The sequence below is a fragment of the Mesorhizobium sp. BR1-1-6 genome (genome assembly GCF_020165355.1).
In the GTDB taxonomy this organism is placed as follows: domain Bacteria; phylum Pseudomonadota; class Alphaproteobacteria; order Rhizobiales; family Rhizobiaceae; genus Mesorhizobium.
This window is the reverse complement of sequence record NZ_JAIUHZ010000033.1, coordinates 1-24,194: the sequence shown is the minus strand read 5'-3', so window position 1 is coordinate 24,194 and position 24,194 is coordinate 1. Positions and strand designations below refer to the sequence as shown.

22 protein-coding genes are annotated in these 24,194 nt (G+C 64.2%); 16 read left to right on the top strand and 6 right to left on the bottom strand.

Annotated elements, in window-relative coordinates; all coding sequences use genetic code 11:
* The first annotated feature begins 175 nt into the window (after window positions 1-175).
* Both LB545_RS30440 and LB545_RS30435 read left to right on the top strand, forming a co-directional pair.
* Window positions 176-931 carry a 5'/3'-nucleotidase SurE gene (locus LB545_RS30440; RefSeq protein WP_224706274.1) on the top strand — a complete coding sequence of 252 codons (756 nt, stop codon included), beginning with the start codon at window positions 176-178 and terminating at the stop codon, window positions 929-931.
* Between the two features lie 189 nt (window positions 932-1,120).
* Entirely contained in the window at window positions 1,121-2,236 is a 1,116-nt protein-coding gene (locus LB545_RS30435; protein WP_140558489.1) for a DUF930 domain-containing protein, read from the top strand.
* Between the two features lie 9 nt (window positions 2,237-2,245).
* Here the strand turns inward: LB545_RS30435 and LB545_RS30430 are convergent, their stop codons facing one another.
* Window positions 2,246-2,920, bottom strand: a complete 675-nt coding sequence (locus tag LB545_RS30430) for an HAD family hydrolase (RefSeq protein ID WP_224706273.1) — start codon at window positions 2,918-2,920, stop codon at window positions 2,246-2,248.
* An 82-nt stretch (window positions 2,921-3,002) separates the two neighbouring features.
* A complete protein-coding gene (locus LB545_RS30425; protein ID WP_140517923.1) occupies window positions 3,003-3,644 on the bottom strand; it encodes a hypothetical protein in 642 nt (213 codons plus the stop codon).
* A gap of 192 nt (window positions 3,645-3,836) precedes the next feature.
* Here LB545_RS30425 and LB545_RS30420 point away from each other — a divergent pair, with 192 nt between their 5' ends.
* The 5 genes from LB545_RS30420 to ptsP all read left to right on the top strand — a co-directional run bounded on the left by LB545_RS30420 (window position 3,837) and on the right by ptsP (window position 8,664).
* Window positions 3,837-4,274 (top strand): transcriptional regulator GutM, encoded by a 438-nt coding sequence (locus tag LB545_RS30420; RefSeq protein WP_140517924.1) that lies wholly within the window; start codon window positions 3,837-3,839, stop codon window positions 4,272-4,274.
* A 52-nt stretch (window positions 4,275-4,326) separates the two neighbouring features.
* Entirely contained in the window at window positions 4,327-5,094 is a 768-nt protein-coding gene (locus LB545_RS30415; protein WP_140501608.1) for a PTS glucitol/sorbitol transporter subunit IIC, read from the top strand.
* A 16-nt stretch (window positions 5,095-5,110) separates the two neighbouring features.
* Complete coding sequence (locus LB545_RS30410) at window positions 5,111-6,115, top strand: PTS glucitol/sorbitol transporter subunit IIB (protein WP_140501606.1); 1,005 nt, start codon at window positions 5,111-5,113, stop codon at window positions 6,113-6,115.
* A gap of 145 nt (window positions 6,116-6,260) precedes the next feature.
* Complete coding sequence (locus LB545_RS30405) at window positions 6,261-6,641, top strand: PTS glucitol/sorbitol transporter subunit IIA (RefSeq protein ID WP_224706271.1); 381 nt, start codon at window positions 6,261-6,263, stop codon at window positions 6,639-6,641.
* Between the two features lie 52 nt (window positions 6,642-6,693).
* Window positions 6,694-8,664, top strand: a complete 1,971-nt coding sequence (gene ptsP / locus LB545_RS30400; protein ID WP_140650650.1) for a phosphoenolpyruvate--protein phosphotransferase — start codon at window positions 6,694-6,696, stop codon at window positions 8,662-8,664.
* A 19-nt stretch (window positions 8,665-8,683) separates the two neighbouring features.
* On the opposite strand, the gene LB545_RS30395 is transcribed toward ptsP, so the two are convergent.
* Window positions 8,684-9,484: a hypothetical protein gene (locus tag LB545_RS30395; RefSeq protein ID WP_140501600.1), complete on the bottom strand. Its 801-nt coding sequence runs from the start codon at window positions 9,482-9,484 to the stop codon at window positions 8,684-8,686.
* Between the two features lie 156 nt (window positions 9,485-9,640).
* Here LB545_RS30395 and LB545_RS30390 point away from each other — a divergent pair, with 156 nt between their 5' ends.
* Window positions 9,641-10,651, top strand: a complete 1,011-nt coding sequence (locus LB545_RS30390) for a sugar-binding transcriptional regulator (RefSeq protein WP_140501598.1) — start codon at window positions 9,641-9,643, stop codon at window positions 10,649-10,651.
* Here the strand turns inward: LB545_RS30390 and LB545_RS30385 are convergent.
* Genes LB545_RS30385 through LB545_RS30375 form a run of 3 tightly spaced genes read right to left on the bottom strand, consistent with a single transcriptional unit; the run spans window position 10,638 to window position 13,832 of the window.
* Window positions 10,638-11,489: a TIGR01459 family HAD-type hydrolase gene (locus LB545_RS30385; RefSeq protein WP_140650652.1), complete on the bottom strand. Its 852-nt coding sequence runs from the start codon at window positions 11,487-11,489 to the stop codon at window positions 10,638-10,640. The two genes, LB545_RS30390 and LB545_RS30385, sit on opposite strands and share 14 nt — an antisense overlap.
* Window positions 11,486-12,787, bottom strand: coding sequence for an FGGY-family carbohydrate kinase (locus LB545_RS30380; protein ID WP_140650655.1), 1,302 nt, complete (start codon window positions 12,785-12,787; stop codon window positions 11,486-11,488). Before LB545_RS30380 ends, LB545_RS30385 begins: the two co-directional genes overlap by 4 nt.
* 1 nt (window position 12,788) lies before the next feature.
* Window positions 12,789-13,832 (bottom strand): class II aldolase/adducin family protein, encoded by a 1,044-nt coding sequence (locus LB545_RS30375; protein WP_140517929.1) that lies wholly within the window; start codon window positions 13,830-13,832, stop codon window positions 12,789-12,791.
* A 187-nt stretch (window positions 13,833-14,019) separates the two neighbouring features.
* Between LB545_RS30375 and LB545_RS30370 the strand changes: the two genes are divergently transcribed.
* From LB545_RS30370 to LB545_RS30335, 8 genes are all read left to right on the top strand, one after another.
* Entirely contained in the window at window positions 14,020-14,802 is a 783-nt protein-coding gene (locus LB545_RS30370; protein WP_140558478.1) for a DeoR/GlpR family DNA-binding transcription regulator, read from the top strand.
* Complete coding sequence (locus LB545_RS30365) at window positions 14,799-16,166, top strand: FGGY-family carbohydrate kinase (protein WP_140650658.1); 1,368 nt, start codon at window positions 14,799-14,801, stop codon at window positions 16,164-16,166. Before LB545_RS30370 ends, LB545_RS30365 begins: the two co-directional genes overlap by 4 nt.
* Window positions 16,163-17,734 carry a sugar ABC transporter ATP-binding protein gene (locus LB545_RS30360; RefSeq protein WP_140584662.1) on the top strand — a complete coding sequence of 524 codons (1,572 nt, stop codon included), beginning with the start codon at window positions 16,163-16,165 and terminating at the stop codon, window positions 17,732-17,734. Before LB545_RS30365 ends, LB545_RS30360 begins: the two co-directional genes overlap by 4 nt.
* Window positions 17,731-18,729, top strand: a complete 999-nt coding sequence (locus tag LB545_RS30355) for an ABC transporter permease subunit (protein ID WP_140517933.1) — start codon at window positions 17,731-17,733, stop codon at window positions 18,727-18,729. Before LB545_RS30360 ends, LB545_RS30355 begins: the two co-directional genes overlap by 4 nt.
* An 80-nt stretch (window positions 18,730-18,809) precedes the next feature.
* Window positions 18,810-19,748: an ABC transporter substrate-binding protein gene (locus tag LB545_RS30350; protein WP_140517934.1), complete on the top strand. Its 939-nt coding sequence runs from the start codon at window positions 18,810-18,812 to the stop codon at window positions 19,746-19,748.
* Between the two features lie 72 nt (window positions 19,749-19,820).
* Complete coding sequence (locus LB545_RS30345) at window positions 19,821-20,714, top strand: sugar phosphate isomerase/epimerase family protein (RefSeq protein ID WP_140584663.1); 894 nt, start codon at window positions 19,821-19,823, stop codon at window positions 20,712-20,714.
* A gap of 312 nt (window positions 20,715-21,026) precedes the next feature.
* Complete coding sequence (locus tag LB545_RS30340) at window positions 21,027-21,380, top strand: cupin domain-containing protein (protein ID WP_140501578.1); 354 nt, start codon at window positions 21,027-21,029, stop codon at window positions 21,378-21,380.
* 940 nt (window positions 21,381-22,320) lie between these two features.
* The gene (locus LB545_RS30335; RefSeq protein ID WP_181167443.1) at window positions 22,321-23,898 is read left to right on the top strand and encodes an alpha/beta hydrolase; all 1,578 of its coding nucleotides are present in this window, start codon (window positions 22,321-22,323) and stop codon (window positions 23,896-23,898) included.
* Window positions 23,899-24,194: the final 296 nt, after the last annotated feature.

Sequence of the window (24,194 nt, the reverse complement as noted above, 5' to 3'; positions counted from 1 at the left end):
CCACCCACCCGACCCTGTCGGGCAATGTCGGTATCTGGGAGAAGGCAGGGCGCCCGGAGGCGCTCGGTCATTCCTGCGCGAGCGAACTCCTCGACGACCTGAAAGCCCATATTCCATCGCTGCGCCCGCAATGCCGCACCGGCCAGAACATCACGGTGCGCCGAGGAAACGAGACATGAGACTCCTGATCTGCAACGATGACGGCATCGAGGCGCCGGGCCTTGCCCGGCTGGTCAAGGCGGCCGGCAGCCTGAGCGACGATTTGTGGGTGGTGGCACCCGACGGCAAGCGCACCGCCGCGGGCGCATCGCTGACGATCGCGCGGCCGTTGATCATGCGGCGCGTCAAGCCCGGCTGGTATTCGTGTTCCGGCACTCCGGCCGACTGCGTGGTGAGTGCGATGGCCTGGCTGTTCGCGGATGGCCAAAAGCCCGACCTGGTTCTGGCGGGCGTCAATGACGGGCGCAACGTCGCCGAGGACCTTGCCTATTCCGGGACGCTGGGCATTGCGCGCGAGGCGACATTCTGGGGTATTCCGGCGATCGGCTTTTCCCGGGTGAAGAATCCGGACTTCAGCGGTGTCGACGACGAGTGGCTCGGCGCGTTGATCGCCTCGCTCTGGTGGTCGCGTGAAGAGTGGGCGGCGGATGGCCATTGGCTCAGCATCAACCTGCCGGCTTCGCTGCCGGCTGGGATCCGGCAGCCGCGCATCGGCCGCGACAAGATCGGCCGCAAGGCTGAAATCCTGGAGAGCGACGGCGATCGCACCGTCATCACAGTCCCGCGCGGGCGCGCTCACGCAAGTGAGCCGGGCGACGAGAACGAGGCGATCGATGCCGGCTTCGTCAGCATCAACCGGCTGAACTGGTTTGGCGAAACGCCGCTGGACGGACAGTTTCTGGACGAGATCCAGCACCAGCGGCAAGGCTAGTCACTCGTCACAGAACAGGGTCGTTGCGAATATTCAGGACGGCACGGTCGCTCGACCAGCCGTGCCAACGCCTCGACGGGCGGCGCAGCGGCGCGGATCATCCAGATCACCGAGCTGTGCAGCGGTTAAATTGCATCAATCCAAAGCCTATGCTTGAAGCCGCCGCTATTTCATTCCACATCGGTCAGCATGAAGGACGAGGCACGAGAGCGGCGTCGGGATCTGTTGTGGGCGCTGCCCGCATCGCTGATCCTGCATGCGCTCCTCGCAGCGCTGGTGTTCTACAACCTGCCGAGGCCAGCCCAGGAGCCGCAGCAGGACCAGCCGGTAAATGTCGCGCTCGTGCCTCCGCCCGATCAGCCAAAACCGAAACCTGCTCCCGCACCGCCAAAGGAGCCCAAAGCCGAGAAGCCGCCGGAAACGAAGCCTGAAGAACCGCCCGAAAAGCAGTCGCGCAAGACGCCGCCGATCGAGACCTTGAGACCTGTCTTTCAGTTCGGCGACAAGGACGCCGGCCCCAGGAAATCCCTGGACGGAGCCAGCGCTCAAGACAGTTCGCCAGCGCCTGCCAAGGAGGAGACGTCCAAGCCGCCCGTGACGCCTGAGCCTGCGGAGACCAAGTCTGGCGCGCCGGCGGCCACCGAAAAGCCGGCAGAGTTGCCCGAGGCCGGCGAGAAGCCGGCAACCGCCGCGAAGGATGCCGAGTCCCTGAAGGATGCTGAGGAGGCGGAAACCCCCGACGCCGACAAGCAAACGGCCGCGGCACCGCCGTTGGCCGCCGATGACGGCGACACTGAGGTCGAGCTTCCCATATCGGCTGAAAAGCCGACGCCCAAACCCGCAAATGCGCCGAAGCCCGGCTCTTCAAAGGTCTCGAAGTCCCCCAAGGGGAGCGCGGGAGACCCAGCTTCCCCTGATGTCGCCAGTGCCGCGTCGCGTCGCTATTCCGGGCTTCCGGGCGTTCGCAAGCTCTATTCGCAAGACGCTACCGGCGATGCGCTGGCCACGACCTCGATGGGCGGCGTGCCGCGCGCCCAGCGTGGTGCCAAACTTTGCGCCAGCGCATTGCAGCAGCAATTGCTGGACGCCTCTTATTTCCCCGACTTGATCCCAAGCGTGCCGCTGAAGGCCGGCAATATTCTCAACGCCCCGGATGTCGCTTTCCGCGCAACGGGCACGTGGTACCATCTGGGCTTCCGCTGCGAGGTCGACAGCGATGTGACCAGGGTTTTGTCGTTCGGCCTACGTGTCGGATCTGTAATCCCGCCCGACGAATGGGTTCGGCTTGGACTACCCACTCGCTAGAACAAGCTCTTAGGCGGGGACACCGAGCCCGGACAATTGCCGGCTGATCTCTTGCCAGTCGGTGCAGACGAAATCGGCGCCGGCCGCCTTCAGTCGCGCGCCATGCTCGGGATAGGTGTGGCCGCCGCCGGTGTAGCCGATCGCCGTCATGCCGGCGGCAACCGCGCCCTGGATACCGAAGGGCGAATCCTCGATGACGATGCAGTCCGCCGGATTGGCGCCCATCTTTGCCGCGGCGAACAGGAAAATGTCCGGCGCGGGCTTGCCGTTCTTAACCATCGAGGAGCTGTAAATTGCGTCGCCGAAGAACCGTGCCAGCGCCGTCACTGCCAGGCTGTGGTTTATGCGCTCGACGGAGGACGACGAGGCAACGCAGCGGTCGCCCTCAAGCGCCTCCAGAAACGCGGCGATTCCTGGTGTCGGCTTCAGTTCCTGCGAAAACAGGATCCTGGTCTCGGTCCAGATGTCGCCATCCGCCGCCGCCGGAAACTGATGGCCGGTCAATTCCCTGATTTTGACGATGATGTCGGACTGTTTCATGCCGATGCACTGAGCGATGATGCCGCCGTGCACGCCCGGCATGCCGTGCTTTTCATAGACGCGCTCATAGGCCCTCGCGGCCAGCGGTTCGCTGTCGACGAGAACGCCGTCGCAATCCAAAATGATAGGCCTTGATCGCGCCACGCGCTTCTCCCCGGAGTTTTGCACTTTGCTACCGGCAAAAAGTCAAATGTTCAATAGCGTGGTGGTCGGGCGCCAAAATCTGTCAAAGCTGGCGTAGCGCATCGCTGGCCCGGGCCGACCCAAGCGCCCTTTGCATGGCCTGCCGCGATTGCGCGCGATCCGGCGTGATCCAGTTCGGTTCGGCGCCAAGGAAGCGGTCGAGGAAAGCCACGGCATAGGCCGGCATCTCGGTCACGTTCTCGCGATAGGACCACCATGTGCGCAGGTCGTCGGCGCATTTGTCGATGCTGGGCGCTGAGCCGAATTCCTGCTCGTAGATCGCCGAAATCACCGAAACGCAATAATTGGTGTAGAGGAACCCCTCAGGCCAGAAGCGGACGATTTCCAGCGTGCCGGCATTCTGCTCGGTCTCGACGAGATGGCTGAGGCCGGAGACTTCCCTGGCCGGCGCCTGCCGTATCAGTTCGCGCAGCACGAGGCCGGCGGCAAAGACGATGAAGTCGGCGCGGTCGATCGCGGCGAAACGCTTCTGCGCCTCCATGATCTCGACCCAGTCGAGAAAAGCCCTTGTGAGCCTGGCTTCGTCGATTTCAAAGCGCACGCCGAATGTGTCGGACACCACCTTGGCGCTGCCGCGAAACGTGGCGCGGAACCAGCGCAATTGCCGCAACCGATGGCGAAGGTCGGGCATAAGGGCCAGTTCATCCCTGAAGGGCAGTTCCATTTCACATATCCCGTTTGACGACAGGCTAGCACAACCGTGCCGTCGCCGAAATCGGCCGACGGCCCTGTGGATGACCGTGACCGAGGTCAATATCATACATATTGACATTCTCGGAAACAAATGTTCTCACTTTGCTGTTGTCGCGCATCCGTCCAAGATGCGGTTCAATGAAGGCTTCGGGAGGAGAACCGAATGGCGATTTGGCAGTGGGGACTGCTTCTGCTGGTTATTGTGTGGGCGCTGCAGTCGCTCGGCGTCTGGCTGCAGATGCGGCACTATTCGGACGTCTTCCGGGGCGTCACCGACCAGTACAAGGATGGCTTCGTCGGGGCCGGCAATTTTCGCGGCCGGCTGGCCAAGGGCACCATCGCGCTCGTCGTGGTGACGCCGGACCTGATCGTGCGCCGCATGATGGTCATGAGCGGGCGCTCGGTATTCACCAAATTCAAACGACATCAACAATTCGAGGGTGTTCCCCTCGATCAACTCCGGTCCAACCCTGCGATCTTGGGGGAGGGGGAACCCGGTGTGGCCGAGGCCGTGAAACGGGCGATTGAACAGATCGACAAAGCACGGTCGGAGCCGGGGAAGAAGCCGGGCTTGTCCGGCTTGAACGTAGCAAGGGCCTAGAGGACGCCGCGCACCGGCCGGAATCAACCGGCGGGCGGCATAAGGAGGAGAAATGTCTGTATTTTCGTTATTGGCGCAGCATGCCGACATGGCCGTGCATAACCTGCATGTTGCAGGCACCATGGTCTCGGATGCTGCCTGGCATGGCAGGCTCGGCGTCGAGCATGCCACCGATCATCTCGTGGTGTTGGCGCAGGCGCAGACCGACAGCGCGCCTGTCACCGCCGATCAGCTGAAGGAACAGCTGAAAAATGTGCAGCAGGAAGAGCAACTCGGCTGGCTGACCGCAATCGGCAAATACTTCATCGGCATCTTCCAGAAAGGCGGCGAAGTGTTCGCCGGCTTCGTCACCGGCATCATCCCGACACTGGTGGTGCTGATGACCGCCTTCTACGCCGTCACCGAACTGGTCGGCGAGGAGCGCGTCCACGGCCTGGCACGCGGCGCCGGCAGGATCGCGCTGACCCGCTATACGCTGCTGCCTCTGCTGGCGGTGTTCTTCCTCACCAATCCGATGGCTTACACCTTCGGATCGTTCCTGGAAGAAAAGCACAAGCCCGCCTTCTATGACGCGGCTGTCTCCTACGTGCATCCGCCGCTCGGCCTGTTCCCGCATATCAACCCCGGCGAATACTTCGTCTGGGGCGGCATGCTGGTCGCCTTGCTCGACCTCGAGAAGCGGGGTGTCGTCGCCGGAGGCTATCACGTCAAGGTGGCGATCTGGTACGCCATCGTCGGCCTCGTCGTCATCCTGCTCAAGGGCATGCTGACCGAGCGCATCACCGCCATCATGGCACGCCGCCAGGGCATCGAGCTGTAAGGGCGGGGAGGACATCATGGCCAAGACATACAAAGCCGTAAGGATCTCCCGGGGCTCCACGGGCTGGGGCGGCCCGCTCGTCATCGAGCCGACCGCACAGCGCGACAAGATCGTCTCCGTCACCGGAGGCGGCATCCATCCCGTGGCACAGCTCATCGCCGACATGACCGGCGCCACGGCCGTCGACGGCTTCAAGGCGCCGCCGATCGAAAGCGAGATGGCGGTCGTCGTCGTCGACTGCGGCGGCACCGCACGCTGCGGCGTCTATCCGCGCAAGCGCATCCCGACCGTCAACCTGACGCCGGTCGGCCAGGCTGGGCCGCTCGCCCAGTTCATCACCGAGGACATCTACGTTTCGGGCGTGAAGCCGGCCAATGTCACGATGGCGGACGGATCCGAGGCGGTCACCACTGCGGGGGGAGCAGCATCGATGAGTCCAGGCAACAACACCGCGGCCGCGGCACCACGGCCGCTGCCGAGCGAAGGCGGGCTGATCGGCCTGATCAGCTCGATCGGCCGCGTCATGGGCCGCGTGGTCGGCATCTTCTTCAATGCCGGCCGCCGTACGATCGACCAGGTGGTGCGCAACGTGCTGCCGTTCATGGCCTTCGTGACCATGCTCATCGGCCTGATCCTGTACACCGGCATCGGCGACGTGCTTGCCCAGCCGATGGGACCGCTCGCCAACAACATCGTCGGCCTGCTGATCATCTCGGCTATCTGCGGCCTGCCGTTCCTGTCCCCCATCCTGGGACCGGGTGCGGTCATCGCGCAGGTCATCGGCGTCGCCATCATCGGTCCGCAGATCGCCAACGGCACGATTTCGCCGGCGATGGCGCTGCCGGCGCTGTTTGCCTACAACACCCAGGTGGGCTGCGACTTTGTCCCGGTCGGCCTGGCGCTCGGTGAAGCCAAGCCCAAGACGATCGAAATCGGCGTCCCGGCGGTTCTCATCAGCCGCCAGATCATGGGCCCGGTCTCGGTGCTGATCGCCTGGGTCGTCAGTCTGATCGTGTTCTGAGCAAATTCCGGGAAAGCCTGAAACGGCTTTCCCGGAAAAAGGCGCGTAGCGCTTTCCCTTGGGAATTGCGCCAAAGCACGGAGATAGAGGGGTTCACGGGCGTCCGTGACCCCCTCGAGGAAAGTAAGGAAATGAGGTTCGCCATATGACGGTTCTGCTGAGAACACGGGTCACTTCCATCGGGCCTGAAGTAGCGGACCTTGCCGAAGGGGGCGTGCTCATCCTGTTCGCGGATGGCTCGCCGCCGGAGCTTGCCGAGGTTTCCGTGCTCCACAAGACGGAGTTCGGGCCCAGCGAAGGCGCGCCACAGAAGGGCGCGTCGATCACCCTTGGACCTGTTTCCGCGACAATCACGGCGGTCGGCTCCAGCGCCTGGAGCAAGGTGCTCGAGATGGGGCATGTCGTCATCTCGTTCAATGGCGCCACCGAGGCCGAGCGGCCGGGCGAGATCTGCGCTTCGCAGGTCGACACCCAAGCGCTCGTGGCCGCCCTGAAGACAGACGCGATCATCACCATCGCCGCCTGAAGCATTCGCGCCGCGACCCATGTCGGCGCGGCGCCACAACAGAGTATTTGCCATGGAACGCTCGACCATCGTCAGAGTGCATGAAGGTTTGCACGCCCGTCCCGCCACGCGCTTCGTCAAGCTTGCCAAGGGTTTCGAATCCGATGTCGAGCTGGTCAAGGACGGCAAGGCGGTCAGCGCCAAGAGCTCGGTCAAGCTGATGCTGCTGGCGGTGAAGGAAAACCAGGAAGTCACCGTGCGGGCGAATGGCGCGGACGCCATCGAGGCGATCGAGGCGCTGATCGGCTATCTCGAGAATCCGAAGGCAGGTCTCGACGATGACGATCCGCAACCGGCCGCCAATACGGGCGAGGACATTGTGCCGGCGTCCGAACCCGTACCGGCTGTTTCAGGCGCGGCCGGTTTGCGCGGCGTCGCGGCGAGCGAGGGCGTCGCCATCGGGCCTGCCTTCGCGCATTTTCCACCTGACATCGCTGGACAGGGCCGCATGCTGCGGGCGGAGGAGATCGCCGGCGAGATCGACAGGTTCCGCGCCGCCGTCGCCGCCGTTCAGGCGCGCATGGACAAGGCGCTGGCGCAGGACACCCTGTCCGCCGGAGATCGCGGCATCATCGCGGCGCTGCGGGACATCGCCGCCGACGACAGCCTGACCGGCGAGGCCGAGGAGGCGATCAAAAGCGGAAACGATGCGGTTTCGGCCGTCATCACCGCCGCCTCCACCATTGCCGCCGATTTCAGCGCGGTCGACGATCACTATCTCAACGCGCGCGCCGACGACGTGCATGCGGTCGGACGACAGATCTGTCTGGCGTTGCTCGGCCAGGATGACGCCAGCCTCGAAAATATCCCCGAAGGCGCCATCCTGATCGCCGACGATATCGGCGCCTGGGACCTGGCGCGGGCGCCGCTGAAGCGCATCGGCGGGGTGGTATGCGGCCATGGCGGGGCCACCTCGCATATTGCCATCATCGCCCGTTCGCACGGCATTCCGGCAGTGCTGGGCCTTGGCGACCAGATCAATGCCCTGCGCAGCGCGCGCGAAGTGGCCGTGGACGGCAATGGCGGGCAGGTGATCGTCGACCCCGATGCGGCGACCCGCGCGGACTTCGCCGCCCGCGTCCAGGCGGCGGCCAAGGAGCGCGCCGGACTGGCCGTGTTCAAGACCGTGACGCCCAAACTCGCGGACGGCAGGATCATCGAGGTCGCCGCCAATATCGGCTCGCTGGAGGAAATCGAGGCAGCGCAGGAAGCCGGCGCCATGGGCGTCGGCCTGTTCCGCACCGAGCTTCTGTTCATGCGCCATATGCATCTGCCCTCCGAGGACATGCAGGCCGAGACCTATGCGGCGCTGGCCAAGGCATTCGCGCCCTATCCCGTCATCGTGCGCACGCTCGACATAGGCGGCGACAAGCCGATCGCCGGCATCGAATTTCCCGACGAGGAAAATCCCTTCCTCGGCTGGCGCGGCATCCGCATGTGCCTCGACCGGCCCGACATCTTCAAGCGCCAGCTACGGGCGCTGCTCAGGGCAGCCGTGCACGGCAACATCAAGGTGATGTTGCCGATGGTCTCCGACATATCGGAGGTGCGGCAGACGCGGGTCCTGGTTGCCGAATGCGCGGCGGAACTGAAGGCGCAAGGCGTGCCGCATGCGGCGTTCGATCTCGGCGTGATGATCGAAACGCCGGCCGCCGTTCTGATCGCGCCGGCGCTGGCGAAAGAAGTGTCGTTCTTCTCGATCGGCACCAACGACCTGACCCAGTACATCATGGCCGCCGACCGGCTCAACCCGACCGTGGCCAAGCTCAATGATGTCGCCAACCCGGCCGTCATGTCGGCGATCGAGTTGACCGCAAAGGCCGGCGTGGCCGCCGGCATCATGGTGGGCATGTGCGGCGAGGCGGCCGGCCGCCCGGATCTCATCCCGGCCTTTCTCGAGATGGGGCTGACCGAGCTCTCGATGAGCCCGGCCTCGATCCAGCGCGCCAAGAAGACCATCACGTCCATGGCGGCCGGGCGATAGTCCCGACCGGAACCGGCAGCTAGGGCAGATGGGCAAGCAAGGTGGCGAAGACAGGTGTCAATTCATCGACCGGGCTCGCCTTGGCACAGGCCTTGACGATGCGGTCGTGACGGATGCCGGCCGCCAGAACAGCGGTCTCCAGCATGTCGGGCTCCGGTGCACCGTCGCTGGCCGTTGTGGCCAGGCCGCAGGCCAGGACGACAGGGGCCAGGCAAGCTATGTCCAGCGCCCGGTCGCCGATTGCATCCGGTTCGGCTTCGGCAAAGCGGACAGGCCGGTGGTTGAGGCACTCGACCAGCAGCCCCGCACAGGCAGCGGCGACGGCCGGCAGCGCGGCGGGGCCGGGTCTGGCGGGTATCGCGGCCAGCAGACCGGCGTGGCGTTTTCGCATGGCGGCGTGGACGGCGGCGAAATCCGCCTCGTGGATCCGGGCATTGTCGATCTTCAGGGCGGCGAGCACGGTCCTGGTCAGATAGTACATGTCGCGCCGGAAGACGCGCTCGGCGCTCGACCGGCGTTCCTCGTTGCCGGCCGGGAAATAGATGCCAAGGCCTTTCACGGTCGTTCCGTCGATCTTCGTCGGGCGGTCATGCGGGACAAAGGATTCGGCGATCGACAAGGCTTCGTCGACGGCACTGGCGGCATGGCCGAGCAGGCCTTCGATGCCTTTGCCCGGGAACGGCGGCAAATGGCTGGTTGCTTCCCGCACGAGATTGGCCTCGCTGTCGCTGTCGTGGCGGCTCTGGCGAATGATGTCGCGGACGTCGCGCAGCCGGTCCTTCAAATTGACGCGGACATCCCTGGAGATTTGTCGGAGCATCGCGAATCGCCTCGAAAACGTCTACCGGCCTCGGCCGCCGAGAGCCGGCCGCTGACCCTACATTGTTCCTATCGATTGGTAGATCAATAGGCGATATTAAACCAGCGTGGAGAATCGGCGAGGGACTCCTACATCGCCGAGCGGGGAGACAGACAGTTGGGCAGGCGACGGCAGGGCGATAGCGAAAACGGCGGGGCCGAGGCGCCCGAACAGGTCGTCAACGAGAGCCGTACGGACCGCCTCCGGATCCGCGCCGCCTGGATGTATTTCGTCGAGCAGATGACGCAGAACGAGATAGCCGACGTGCTCGGCGTCGGCCGCGTCACCATCGTGCGCATGCTGGCGGAGGCGAGATCCCGCAACGAGGTGAAAATCACCATCGAAAGCGAGTTGTCAGAGATCGTGCGGCTGGAGCGCGCGCTGGAGCGCACGTTCGGCCTGAAGCAGGCGCTGGTGGCGCCGCTGACCGCGCCCAATGCCGATCCGATTCCCGCGATCAGCGCGAAGACCGGGATTTTCCTGTCCGACACGATGAAATCCGGCATGCGCGTCGGCGTCGGCTGGGGTCAGACGCTTTTCTCGAGCCTGCCCTTCATCAGCACCAAATCGCTCACCGACTTCAAGGTCATTTCGCTGCTGGGCGGTGTGGGCGTCGTGCGCCGCTACAACCCGGCCGAGTTCGCCTGGCGCTTCGCCCAAATCTTCCAGGGCGACGGCTATCTGATCCCGACGCCGGCCGTCGTCGACAGCGTCGAGACAAAGATCGCGCTGGTCGAGCGTTGCGGCCTGCAGGAAGTTTTTGAGATGGCCAACGTGCTCGATGCCGTTCTGCTGAGCGTCGGCGGCATCGCTTCGGCCACCACCTTCTCTCGCGGCGGCTTTCTTAAGGAGGCGGACCGCGAGGCCTTGGTTGCGCGTGGCGCCGTTGGCGACCTTCTGTTCCATTTCTTCGACCGCAATGGCGATTTGGTCGACCATCCCGTCAACAGCCATGTGATGTCAGTGGAGGTCGATCGGCTGCGCAAGGCGCCGATCCGCATTCTCACGTCCGGCGGCGAAGAGAAGACAGCGGCGCTGCTCGGCGCCATGAACTTGATCGCCCCGACGATCCTGATCACCGACGAGGAGAGCGCAAGGCGCATGCTCGAGGCGGTCAACGGAAGCTGAAGGACTCCGTGACGTAGTCCGGCCAGGCCTGCTCCTCGTCGAAAACAGCGACAAGATCCGAAGTGTCCGCCAATATCCCGCTCAGGACCAGCGCCGTGGCGATGCCGGAGCCGTTTCCGCCCGCTATGTCATGCTCGACACTGTCGCCGACGCAGACCACGCTGGCACGGTCGGGCTCGCCGGCCAGCGCCAGTGCGGCATCGAAGATCGCCGGGCCGGGCTTGCCGATGCGGGTGACGCTGCCGCCCAGGCTCTCGTAGAGATCGGCGATCTCGCCGGCGCCGAAGCGAGGCCCGACCGCCGTCAGCATGATCTTGTCGGGATTGGTGCAGAAGCATGGCACCTTTCGCGCCGCCGCCGGCGCCAGCAGGCGGCGATAATGGTCCAGGTCGTAGCGGTCGCCCTCGCTGGCCGCGATCAGTACCAGGTTGGCGGTATCGCCGGCTCCGGTCAACACAAAAGGCAGGCCCTCGATCGCTGTGCGGTCATTATCGCGGCTGATCAACAGGCAGTTCGTGCCGGGCCGCAACGCTCCGGTCCCCGCCATTTCGTGGAAGGATCGCCACGCCACCTCGCCGGAGGAAACGAAATGATCCCAACTTCCGGCCTCGAAGCCGAGCCTCAGCAAACGGTCCTCGTTGGGCTTGGCGCGCCTGCCGGAGTTGGAGACCAGCACCACGGTCTTTCCGGCGCGCTTCAGTGCCGCCAAGGCCGCCACCGCGCCGGGATAGGGGGCCGAGCCGTCATGCAGCACGCCGAACTGGTCGACCAGGAAGACCTGGTAGCGCTCCGCCAGCGGTCCGATGCCGTCGAGGCGTTCAGCCAGTTTCCGGTTCATAGCAGCCCCGCCTCGTTCGCACCCTTCAACGCCAGCCGCGCCGTTCCGGCAGCGGCCTCGTCCGACAAAGCCGGCAAGAACGCAACGCCGAGCTTACGCTGCCGGATCGCGCTCCACGCCGGATTTGCCGCGCCGCCGCCGACGCTGCGCACCGAAGTCAGCGCCGGCGCGCCGAGCTCGCCAAGCCGGCGATAGCCGAGCGCTTCGATCGCGGCCATGCCTTCGAACATCGCCTTGAGATAGTCGGCATCATCCACCGGGCGCGGGACGAGGCGCGGGGGGAGCGCCGGATCGGCGATCGGGAACCGTTCGCCCGATGTGGCGAGCGGATAATAGTCGAGGCCGGTCTCGGTCGCCGGGTCGATCATGGCACTGAGCTCGATGATGCGCGCGAGGGGAAAATGCTGCGCCAGCACCTTGCCGCCGGAATTCGAGGCCCCGCCGGCCAGCCAGGCATTGCCCAGCCGATGGCTGTAGATGCCGTATCGCGGCGCCGAGATCGGCCGGTCGGACAGGATCTTGATGGTAAGCGAGGAGCCAAGCGCCGTGACTCCGTCGCCGACCCCCGCCGCACCCGTCGCCAGGAAAGAGGCGCAGCCATCGGTCGTGCCGGCAACGACGATCACGTCGCGGCCCAAGCCAAACAGATCCGCCATCGCCGCGGTGAGCGTGCCGGTGACGTCGCCCGGCTCGACGACGTCAGGCAGCAAATCCATGCGCATTCCGGTCGCCGCGATCCAGTCCGGCCAACGGCGGGCCTCGACATCGTAACCGGTTTTCAAGGCGTTGTTCTCGTCGCTGACGTCGAAGCGGCCCGAGAACTGTCCGGCGATCCAGTCCGCCTGATGCAGCACCGCCGCCACGCCCGGCAGATGCTGGAAGCGAAGCGCCTTGGCGAGGCCTGAGGTCGCGCCGTGCGCGGCGCTGCCCGCCGGCGCCTCGCGCGCGATCGCGGCCAGTATATCGTCGCCGGCGACCTTGTCGTTGTACATCAGCGGTTCGGCGAGCGGCCGTCCGGCACCGTCGACCGGCAGCAACGTGCCCGAGGTGCCATCCACGGCGATGGCGCGGACCGTGGTCCGGTCGATGCCCGCAATCAACTCCGCCAGCGCTGCCCGGACCGCTTGCCACCATGCCGCCGGGCTGCGCGGATCCTGGCCAAATGCGTCGAGGCGGACGGCGGCTTGGCCGGCAATTGAAAAGTCCGGGCGCATGGCTACGGCGCGGGCGCCCGAGGTGCCGATATCGACGCCGATGACGAGGCGATCCGAGAGAGGCGAGCCGGCGACGGGCGACATGTCAGCCACCGGAGGCGTTCAGTTTCTGGCGGTACTGCTCGGCGTCCCAGTTGACGAGTTCGTCGTTCTCCGCCTCGGTAAGGTAATTCAACGTCGCCGTGACATCGACCCGCGCCGTCACGTCGGCAAGGCAACGCTGCATGGCGTCGGCGCCGGCGCTGGCATTGGCGCGCATCAGGACGCCGAGCCCCGGAAACAGGATCGACAGGGGCTGGGCGCCGCGACGCCTGACGACAGCGGCGACGTCCTCGCCGGGCGCAGCCACCACCGAACCCTTGCCGAGGAAGATGACATGGTCGGGATAGAGGCTGCCGCCCGATGCCATGCGGCGGCTGTCGGGATCGATGGCGACCGCGTGCGCCTCGGTGTCGATGGGCAAGCGGTAGCCGGAGTTTGCGGCAAGCGCGGTCAGTGCCGCGATGTCGGGCGCGGCCGCTTCGCGCGGCGCCCTTGCCAGAAGCCCGGTGACGCGGCGCAACAGCGCCTCCGCTCCGGTGACGGTCTCGGCCGCGACGACGAGGCCGTGATTGCCCAGGATCAGGACATCGATGCCCGGCCGCAGCCTTTCGGAGATGCCCTGGGCCAGCGGCAGGCCCGGCCGGCGGTAGGGAACATAGGCCCATTGGATGCCTGCGAGCCGGCGCGCGGCCAGGACCTCGCAATCGGCCTGCACCGCAAGCGAAATGGTGTCGACGCAGTGGACATGCAGGACCACGCGCTGCGGCATCAAGGCATGCACCGTGGTCTCGATCGAGGGACGCAGCCCGCGCGGGTTGAGCGCGCCAATGGCGAAGGCCTGAGGCTGGTCGGCGGCGGGGTCGCGTCGTTCAACCGCCTCGAGCAATGGCGCCATCGCCACCGGCACCATGATGTCATCGGCGAGCGCGTCTTTCAGCCAGGTCCCGGAAGCCTTGATCCACAGCGTGTCTCCGGCTTTCAGCGAGGTGTTGCCGCCGGCGGCCTGGGTCAGATGCGGATCCTGTCCGATGGCGGCCGAAAGCGCCCGCAGCGCCGCCAATTCCTGCGCATCCGCCTGGGTCGCCATCACGCATCTCCTCCAACAATCCGCCAACCGTCGAATGCGGTGGTCGGGCATTCGACGGGTTGATATCGCAGATAAGAGTGAGTTCCGTCAACCGTGATCGAATACCGTCAGTTGCGGCTTGCAATCGAGCTAATGTTGAGTAAGTTACACCAACTGCCGTCGCAGAACGGCGTTTTGGAGGAAACAGGTGAGCGACTCCGGCCGCCAGCGTCAGATCGTCGAACTCTTGCGTGATCGCCCCTTCGCCTCGGTGCGGGAGCTGCAGGAGCGGCTCGGCGTTTCGGCCGCGACGGTGCGGCGCGACATCGACCGGATCGACGAGGCGGGCGAGGCGCGCAAGGTCTATGGCGGTGTTTCGGCGCTCGACGGTACATCGCAGGCCGGCGTCGCCTATGCCCGGCCCTATGACGAGAATCGCGACCTCGCGGTCGAGGCCAAGCGGCAGATCGCCAACCTAGCCGCGAACATGGTGCGCGACGGCGACGCGGTCATCGTGCATGGCGGCTCGACCTGTTTCCATCTCGGGGTCAAGCTCGCCGAGCGCAGCATCCGGCTCTACACCAACTCGATGCCGCTGGCGGCGTATCTGAGCGATCATGGCCATTGCAGCCTGACGGTTGCCGGCGGCGACCTGCACCGCGAGCCGGGCATCATTCACTCGCTCACCCATCCGGCACCTTTCTACGCTTCGAAGTTCTTTCTCGGCGCGCAAGGCATCGGCCAGGAAGGCTTGCTGGAATCGCACCCGCTGCTGGTGCGCTCGATCGTCGAGCTTAGCCAGTGCGCCGACCAGATCGTCGTGCTGGCCGACAGCCGCAAGCTGTCGATCCAGGCCCGTAACGTCGCGCTGCCCCTGTCGCGCATCGGCACGCTGGTCACCGACGACGGTCTTTCCGATGCCGACGCGCGCATGCTGGAGGATGCCGGCGTCATGGTGCGGATTGCTTCCACCATGGGAGCCATCGCATGAAGGTCGCGGTGCTCGATTTCGGCAAGACCAATTCGAAGCTGTTCGTCTTCGGCCAGGACGGACGCATTCTCGACGAGCGCCGGACCCAGCCGAAATGGACGCGCCAAGGCGGCTTCAGCGTGCTCGATGAGGCCGACCTCCACGATTGGGCGCTCGGCGCCGTCACCGCTGCGATCGAAAACCATGGCGTGGAAGGGGTGATGGTTTCGGGCCATGGCTGCACCTTCGCCCTCGTGGACGACGCGGCGCTGACGCATCCGATCCTCGACTATGAGCAGGAGCCGCCAGCCGAAATCGCCGCGCGGATCGATCGCCGCATTCCGGACTACGCCGAGACGTTCTCGCCGCGGCTGCCGCTCGGTTTCAACTACGGCCGCCACATGCTGTGGCTGCAGGAGGCCGCACCCGACGCTTTCGCGACGGCGAAATGGATCCTCGGTTATCCGCAATATTGGAGCTGGCGCCTTGGCGGCAGGCCGGTTTGCGAAGTGTCCTATCTCGGCTGCCATTCGCATCTGTGGGCGCCGCGTCGTCACGATTTTTCCTCACTGGTCGACGCCGAGGGGTGGCGCCACCAGATGCCGGCCTTCGCGCGTGCCGGTACTGTCATCGGCGAGCAGGACTTCGGCAGCGCGTCGCGGCCGCTCGCCATCCACAACGGCGTCCACGACTCGAATGCCGCGCTCCATGCCTATCGGCGGCAGGGGCTGGGCTCGGTGACAGTGGTTTCGACCGGCACCTGGGTCATCGTGCTCAATCCCAACTGTCCGCTCGAGGCGCTCGACCGCGATCGCGACATGCTGGTCAATGTCGATGTGGACGGCGGCCCGGTGCCGACCATCCGCTTCATGGGCGGGCGCGAATTCGCCGCCATCAGCGACGGCTGGCAAGGCCCGGTCGAAGGCGCGGCGGTGCAGCGGGCGATCGATGCCGGCATGATGGCGCTGCCGAGCTTCGCGCCGGGTGGGCCGATGCCCGGCCGTTCGGGCCGGCTGGTCGGACGCACGCCTGATGCCGGCGAGCGTGCGGCCGTGGCACTGCTCTATGTCGCGCTGATGCTCGACCTCTGCCTCGACCTCATCCATTCCAGCAACACCGTGATCGTCGACGGCGGGCTCAACACTGGCGGCCTGCTCGCCAGCCTGCTGGCGCAGCTGCGGCCGGAGCAGGCCTTCATGCAGGGCGCTTCGCTGCAAGGCAGCGCCACGGGCGCTGCGGCCCTGGCTTTCGAGAGCGTCGGGCGTGAATTCGCCGCCGAGCCGCCGGAGCCGGTGAAAGCAGCGCGCTTCACCAGCCTCGCCGGCTACCGCGACGGCTGGCGCGATCTGGTCGCCGGGACCGCCGGCAAGGTCGCAGCCCGATGAGCGCGCAGGCCAGGACGGAGACAGCCGGCATGGGGGCGGAACGCCACCCGGTGCTGGAAATGCGCCATATTTCGAAGACGTTCGGCGCGATCCGCGCCCTGCAGGATGTTTCGCTTACCGTCCAGGCCGGCGAGCTGCACGCGCTGATGGGCGAGAACGGTGCCGGCAAGTCGACGCTGATGAAGGTGCTTTCGGGCGCCTATCGTCCCGATCCCGGGGGCGAGATCCTGATCGATGGCATGCCCGCCGCGACCGGCGATCCGATCAAGGCGCGCGCCAGCGGCGTCGCGGTGATCTACCAGGAACTGTCGCTGGCGCCCAATCTGACCGTGGCGCAGAACATTTTCCTCGGCAACGAACCGCGCCGTTTCGGCATCGTCGACCGCGACCAGTGCAACCGGCGCGCGACCGAGATCATCGGCCGGCTCGGCGTTTCCTTTTCGGCGCGTGCCCTGGTTTCCGGCCTGTCACTCGGCGAGCGCCAGCTGGTCGAGATCGCCCGGGCGCTGTCGACCAATGCGCGCATCATCGTCATGGACGAGCCGACCACGTCGCTGACCTCGCGCGAGACCGAGCGGCTGTTCGAGGTGATCGCGACGCTGAAGGCGCAAGGCATCGCCATCATCTACATCAGCCATCGCATGGAAGAGGTCTACCAGCTCGCCGACCGCGTCAGCGTGCTGCGCGACAGCGGCTATGTCGGCACGCTGGAGCGCGCCGACCTCAGCGCCTCGCGGCTCGTTTCGATGATGGTCGGCCGCGATCTCTCGGCGTTCTACAAGAAGGATCACCGCCCGCCGGGCGAAAAGCGCGCCGTGGCGCTGTCGGTGCGCGGCATGTCCGACGGCAGGCTGCTGAAGGACTGCTCCTTCGACCTCTATCACGGCGAGGTGCTGGCGCTGGCGGGCCTCGTCGGCTCGGGCCGCACCGAACTTGCCAGGCTCATCTTCGGCGCCGACCGGCGCAGCGCCGGCACGCTGGAGCTCGACGGCAAGCCGATCGCCATCGGCTCGCCGCGCGAGGCGCTCGATGCCGGCATCGCCTATCTCACCGAGGACCGCAAGGAACTCGGCCTGTTCCTCGACATGTCTATTTCCGACAACATCAACATGGGCGTTCTGGCCAGGGATGCGCGCGCCGGCGGCTTGCGGGACTTCGCCGCCGCCGACAGGCGCGCTGCGAAAGCCGTCGCCGATCTCTCGATCCGCACCCGCTCGGCGCAGGCCAATGCCGGTTCGCTGTCGGGCGGCAACCAGCAGAAGGTGCTGCTGGCCCGCCTGCTGGAGACCGAACCCAAAGTGGTCATCCTCGATGAGCCGACGCGCGGCGTCGATGTCGGCGCCAAATCGGAAATCTACCGGCTGATCGACAATCTCGCCAACAGGGGCATCGCCATACTGATGATCTCCAGCGAATTGCCAGAGGTGATCGGCGTCGCCGATCGGGTTCTGGTGATGCGCGACGGCGCCATAGCGGGCGAGGTGACGGCGTCCCGGGGCGAGGCGCTTCGCCAGGAAGCGATCATGGAACTTGCGACGGGAGCGGCCCAGGAAGGACCGAAGGGATGACCGACAGAACGACCGCGACGACGAGTGTGGATCAGGCGGCGGTCAGGAGCCGGCGGCTGCGCACCGCTTTGGCCGCGCTCGGCATGCTGCCGGTGCTGGTGTTGCTGGCGGCCGGCTTCCAGTTCATCAATCCGCGCTTTCTCACCGGCACCAACCTGTTGATCGTCACGCAGCAATCCTCGATCAACATCGTGCTCGCCGCCGGCATGACCTTCGTCATCCTCACCGGTGGCATCGACCTGTCGGTCGGCTCGATCCTTGCCGCTTCCGCAATGGTGGCGGTGCTGGTGTCGCTGGTGCCGGACTGGGGCCTGCTCGGCGTGCCGGCGGCCATTCTGGTCGGTCTCGGCTTCGGGGTCATCAACGGGCTGCTCATCGCCTATATCAGGCTGCCGCCCTTCATCGTCACGTTGGGATCGCTGACCGCCGTGCGCGGCGTCGCCCGCCTGCTCGGTGAAGACACGACCGTGTTCAACTCCGACCTGCCGTTCGACTTCATCGGCAATGGCTCGCTGTTCGGCGTTCCCTGGCTGGTCATCATCGCGCTGACGGTGGTGGTGGTGTCGTGGCTGGTGCTGAAGCGCACCGTGCTCGGCACCTGGATCTATGCCGTCGGCGGCAATGCCGAGGCGGCGCGGCTGACCGGCATCAAGGTGCCGCTGGTGCTGCTCTTCGTCTATGGCGTGTCCGGCCTGCTGGCAGGCCTCGGCGGCGCCATGTCGGCGGCGAGGCTCTATGCCGCCAACGGCCTGCAGCTCGGCCAGTCCTACGAACTCGACGCCATCGCCGCGGTCATCCTGGGCGGCACAAGCTTCGTCGGCGGCGTCGGCTCGATCTGGGGCACGCTGATCGGCGGGCTGATCATCGCCGTGCTGTCCAACGGGCTCATCCTGGCCGGCGTCTCGGACATCTGGCAGTACATCATCAAGGGATTGGTCATCATCGTGGCGGTCGCCCTCGACCGCTACAGGCTCCAGGCAGGGGCAAGAACGTGAGTGACCTTGTCGCCGGCATCAAAGACCGGCTTGTGTAACGCACCGTGAGAGGCGCGGGGCATCAGGAGGAAGTAAGCGTAATGAAGACCATCGCCAAACTGCTCTGCGGCGCCGCGTTCGCGGCCGTCGCCATTGCGCCGGCATCGGCCAAGGACCTGAACAAGGTCGGCATCTCGGTCGGCCTGCTCGGCAACCCCTTCTTCGTCGCCACCATCAAGGGCATCGAGGACGCGGCCAAGAAGATCAATCCGAACGTCGAGGTGACGTCGGTGTCGGCCGACTATGACTTGAACAAGCAGGTCTCGCAGGTCGATTCCTTCATCGCCGCCGGCGTCGACGTCATCATGCTCAACGCCGTCGATGCCAAGGCGATCGCGCCCGCGGTGAAGAAGGCGCAGGCGGCGGGCATCGTGGTCGCGGCCTTCGACGTCTCCGCGCCAGGCGCCGACGTCACCGTGATGACCAACAATGTCAAGGCCGGCGAGGAGGCCTGCCAATATCTGGTCGACCAAACTGGCGGCAAGGGCAACTACGTCATCCTCAACGGTCCGGCGTCCTCGTCGATCCTGGAGCGCGTGAAGGGCTGCAAGAACGTGCTTGCCCAGCATCCCGACATCAAGATCCTGTCCGACGACCAGAACGCCGAAGGCTCGCGCGACGGCGGCCTGAAGGTGTTCCAGTCGCTGCTGACCCGTTTCGACAAGATCGACGCGGTGTTCGCCATCAACGATCCGACGGCGATCGGCGCCGAGCTCGCCGCCAAGCAGCTCAACCGCTCGGAGTTCATCTTCACCGCCGTCGACGGCGCGCCGGACATCGAGAAGGAACTGGCATCCGGCAAGTCCATGATCAAGGCTTCTGCCTCGCAGGATCCCTACGTGATGGCCGGCCAGTCGCTGACGATGGCCGCCGACGTGCTTGCCGGCAAGAAGCCGGCGGAGCCGGTGGTGCTGCTCGATCCGAAGCTGATCACCGCCGAGAATCTGAAGGACTACAAGGGCTGGACCGCGGCCCGCTGATCAGTCCAAGGCGGACGCGGCCGGGCTGACCTGCCGCGTCCTCCTCATTTCGTCGCAAAACCGGAGACGATCATGTCGCGCATCGGAATCCACTCTTTCGTCTGGTCGGCGAGCTCGACGCAGGCCGAGCTCGAACGCACGCTGGCCAACACCAAGGAGGCCGGCTTCGACCTGATCGAATTCTCCTATCTCGACCCCGCCAATGTCGATATTGGCGGGCTCGCCAAGCGCATCGCCGATCTCGACCTCGGCGTGGCGATCAGCATCGGCCTGCCGGTCGACGGCGACATTTCGAGCGCCGACAAGGCGGTCGCCGCGCGCGGCGTCGGGATCCTCAACGACACCATCGCCCTGACGCGCGACCTCGGCGGCCAGAAGGTCGCCGGTATCCTGTCGACCAGCCACGGATTGCAGACCGAGGCGCCGACGCGAGACCAGTGGAACCGCAGCGCCGGGACGCTGGCCAAGGTCGCCGAAACCGCGAAGGCGGCAGGCGTCACGCTCAACCTCGAGATCGTCAACCGCTTCGAGAGCAATCTGCTCAACACTGCGGCGCAAGGGCTGGCCTTCATCGAGGACACCGGCTCCGACAACATCTTTCTCCACCTCGACACCTTCCACATGAACATCGAGGAGGCCGATGTCGGGCTGGCCATCCGCCATGCCGCCGGCAAGATCGGCTATGTCCATATCGGCGAGAGCCATCGCGGCTTCCTCGGCACCGGCAATATCGACTTCGCCGCGATATTCGATGCGCTGACGGCGATCGGCTATGCCGACGATCTCAGCTTCGAATCCTTCTCCTCGGAGATCGTCGACGAGAACCTGTCGAAGAAGACCGCCATCTGGCGTAATCTGTGGACGGACAACATGGCGCTGGCCAAGCACGCGCGCGCCTTCATCGGGCTGGGAATGGAAACGGCAAGGCGCAAGGCGGAACTCGTCGCGGCGCGCCACAAGCCCTGAGGATTTCAGACTGAGGAGCAGCAGGAATTGCCAAATCGCCCACCCCAGGCGCGGACGCGCCTGGTTCCTGGTGCAAGGCCGCGAACTCAGCTTCATTGACTGTGAAGGCAGTTAATGCTACAAATTGCCTATGGTGCTGAGTCGCGCCAGGGACCCGCCGAGCAGGCGGGTTTTTTCGTTCAGAGCTCCGTCAAACAGTGCGAAGGCGCCGGTGAACCCGGATTGGTTGCCCTGGTCCCCCTGGCGGCATTGCCCACGCCACGCGTAACGGCTATCCGACGGTGCGACAGCGAAGCAAAACGGAGCCCCGGCATGACGAACAAGACGATCCTGAAATTCGGCACCGTCGAACACGCGGAAGCCGGCGACCTGCCTGGCTGGATCGCGGTCGAGGGCCGGCCGACGATGCAAACCGCAGTCCAGCACACGACCGCGGACGGCAAGGTGATCTCCGGAACCTGGCGCGCGTCGCCCGGCACCTATCACGCCACCTACACCGACTATGAGTTCGTGCACATGATCGCCGGCCGCATCATCATCACGCCCGACGGCGGCACGCCGGTCGAAGTCGGCCCCGGCGACGCCTTCGTGGTGGAAGCCGATTTCAAGGGAACCTGGAAGATCATCGAGCCGGTGACGAAGCATTTCGTGGTCAGGGTGGGCTGAGGCAGGCTGTCAGACAGACAAGCGGCCGCTCGCTGGCCTTTGATACTTTTCGTCAATCCGGCCATCCTCGCGCATGTCGACGCAACTGGCGGGGCCGTGACTGGCGCCCGGTTGGAGCGAACGGGACCAGAATGCCGGCAGGGCGAACGGTGTCCGCCTTGCTCATCGTGCCATCGCGTGAGACCCCGCGGCGAGCAATCTCACCATCGGAGCACGCAATCGGGCTACAGGACCCGCGGCCATCTCATTGTTTACTGAGAAAGGCCTTGCAAGCCGGCGTGACTTCGCTGAGGTGCTGTTTAAGGCAGCCTTGCGCCTTAACTTCGTTGTCCATGTGGCACACCCGCTTGGCGTCCGCTCTACAGGGTGTCTTGTAGGCATCTTTCGCTAAAGCGGCGTCGGTGAGAAAAAGCGATATACAAGCCAAAAGCGCCAGTTGGAGTGACTTTCGATTCCGCATGGTTGTGTTCCCATCGTGAGTGCAGAAGCGCGGTCTTTATATGCGTTAATGCTAAAGAATGGGAATCCACCATAAGGAGGAGGGTGCGAGCACCCGCGCAAAATCGGATGAGCAATGTAGCGCAAAACACGGCTTACATAAGCGCAGTGCTGACCAACTGTCTCGCGCACGGCTCAATCAAAAGCGCTAATATAATCCCCGGTTTGTCGAGCTTGTTTCCAATTTTGTGTTGGAGTAACCCAATATCGCTTGGGAACACGAAATGGAGAGAGTCGTTTAGGCTGCGTGCAGGGTAGGTTTTTTCCTGCCATTTTTCTGAAACACGGAATTGTTCCTTGGCAATGCCGGAGGGAAGACTCTCCGTCTTGAATAAATAACGAAGCCGTGATTACGGGCGTTTTATTCCTGATTTGTCGATGACGCGAAGAATATTCGATCCGTAATCGAGCAGTTTTCATATACTTATAAATGAGGGGCGAGATGTCTACCGTGTTTAGACGCGCGTACATCAAACCAGGTTGGTGTTTTCTTCTCGTGGTCACGTCGGTTGCGTTCCTCATTTGCCTGGGGGGTGGGGAACTCACTGCGGGTGAGTTCAAGAAAACCAGCTGTTGGTTCGAAATTCCGCGGGATCGGGCAATGACGTGTGGGACCGTGAATGTTCCAGAAAATCGAAAGAAGACGGGTGGTACCGAGGTCGTCCTGTCCGTGGTCGTATTCGAACCGGACCGCGAACGGCACGAACCGGTGGTGTTTCTCACAGGAGGACCGGGGCAGCCTACCGACATTGCCAATAGCGACGACATCGATGGATGGTGGGAATTCATCGGCGCCCAGAGTTGGATGATCGGACGCCGAGTAATCGTCGCTGATCAGCGGGGTATCGGAAAGTCCGCTCCCGCCTTGGACTGTTCTCAATATTTCAAGCCCGATCATTGGAACGCCATTCTCTCGAGCGTTGAGGTCGAAGCCACCTTTAGCAAGCTCAAAAAAGATGAAGTTCTTGCATGCAGGACGGCGTTGATCGCAAAGGGCATTGATCTTGATGCCTACAACACTGAGGAGAATGCGGAGGATATTGATGACCTTCGGAAGGCTCTCGGGATAGAAAAGTGGGTTCTCTATGGCGTCTCGTATGGCACCAGGCTTGCACTCGAAGTGATGAACCAGCACCCCGAAGGGGTCTCGGCTAGTATACTGGATTCAGTTGTTCCTCTGGACATCAATTACCTGAACGAAGATGGGCCGAATCTCGACCGATCGTTAAAATTGCTAGAGCGAGACTGTGAGGCGGCGAACAGATGCATGAATGGGATATCCAATGCTGTTCAGCTTATTGCAAGACAGCTGGATCGACAGCCGTTGCTCTTGCGCAGCACAGATAAAGAGGCGCGCTACACATATGTCTCCGGGGCAGATTTCCTCGAGCTTATATTCGGCATTTTATACGATCGCGATGCGCTCCTGACCCTGCCGGAGCTGATCGAGAGGACATACAAACAGGATTTCAGACCCCTGGCGGAGATACTTTTCGATGCTGACGACCTGGAGATCTCCCAAGGTATGGACTTCTCTGTAAGTTGTTCCGACAGCGATCTCCCCGATCTGAATGGCAAGCAGGACAAATACTGGTCGAAATGGGTTGAGCTGAACGACTACTCCTGGGCATGCCCTCTTTGGATGCTTGAGAACGGGCCAGCATCGCAGGTGCAGCCGCGCCGCACTGACATACCCACTCTTCTGTTGTCGGGAGAATATGATCCAGCAACGCCGACAGCATGGGCGGACCACGCGGCGAAGACCCTTCCTTTCGGCCAGGTGGTGGTCTTTCGGGGGATCGGACACGATGTCATAGATTCCGATCCGTGCGGGTCGAAAGTAGTTGCTGATTTCCTTGCAAACCCCAAGCTCAAGTTGAAGACTGAATGTATCGGTGAGATGGGGGCCCCGCAATTTCCAAGCCCGCCAAAGGAACTGTGGTCGGGAGCGGAGGCACTACACTCTATATCAGCAAATCGCTCAAGGCAGGACAGGTTGAGATTTCGATTTGGGCACTGAAATTCCTCTTAGCCAAAATTGTAAAATCCGATATTTTTCTGTCGACGAAGTTAAGCTAAAGCGGAACTCGCAAATCAATTAAACACTACGGTAGCATCGCTTAAGGACCCCTCTCGTCTTGCGGGTGGAAGTCGCGTGCGTGTCGCATTTCGATTATCAAATTCCGAAGTTTCACAGAAATTGTAGGAGGATCGAACAGTGTTTACGTCTCGTCGTGTATTGCTTTCGGCCTTGGGTGCAAGCATCGCATACGCCGCCTTTGGTGGCATCGCGCGCGCGAAGGGCGGTGGCGGGGG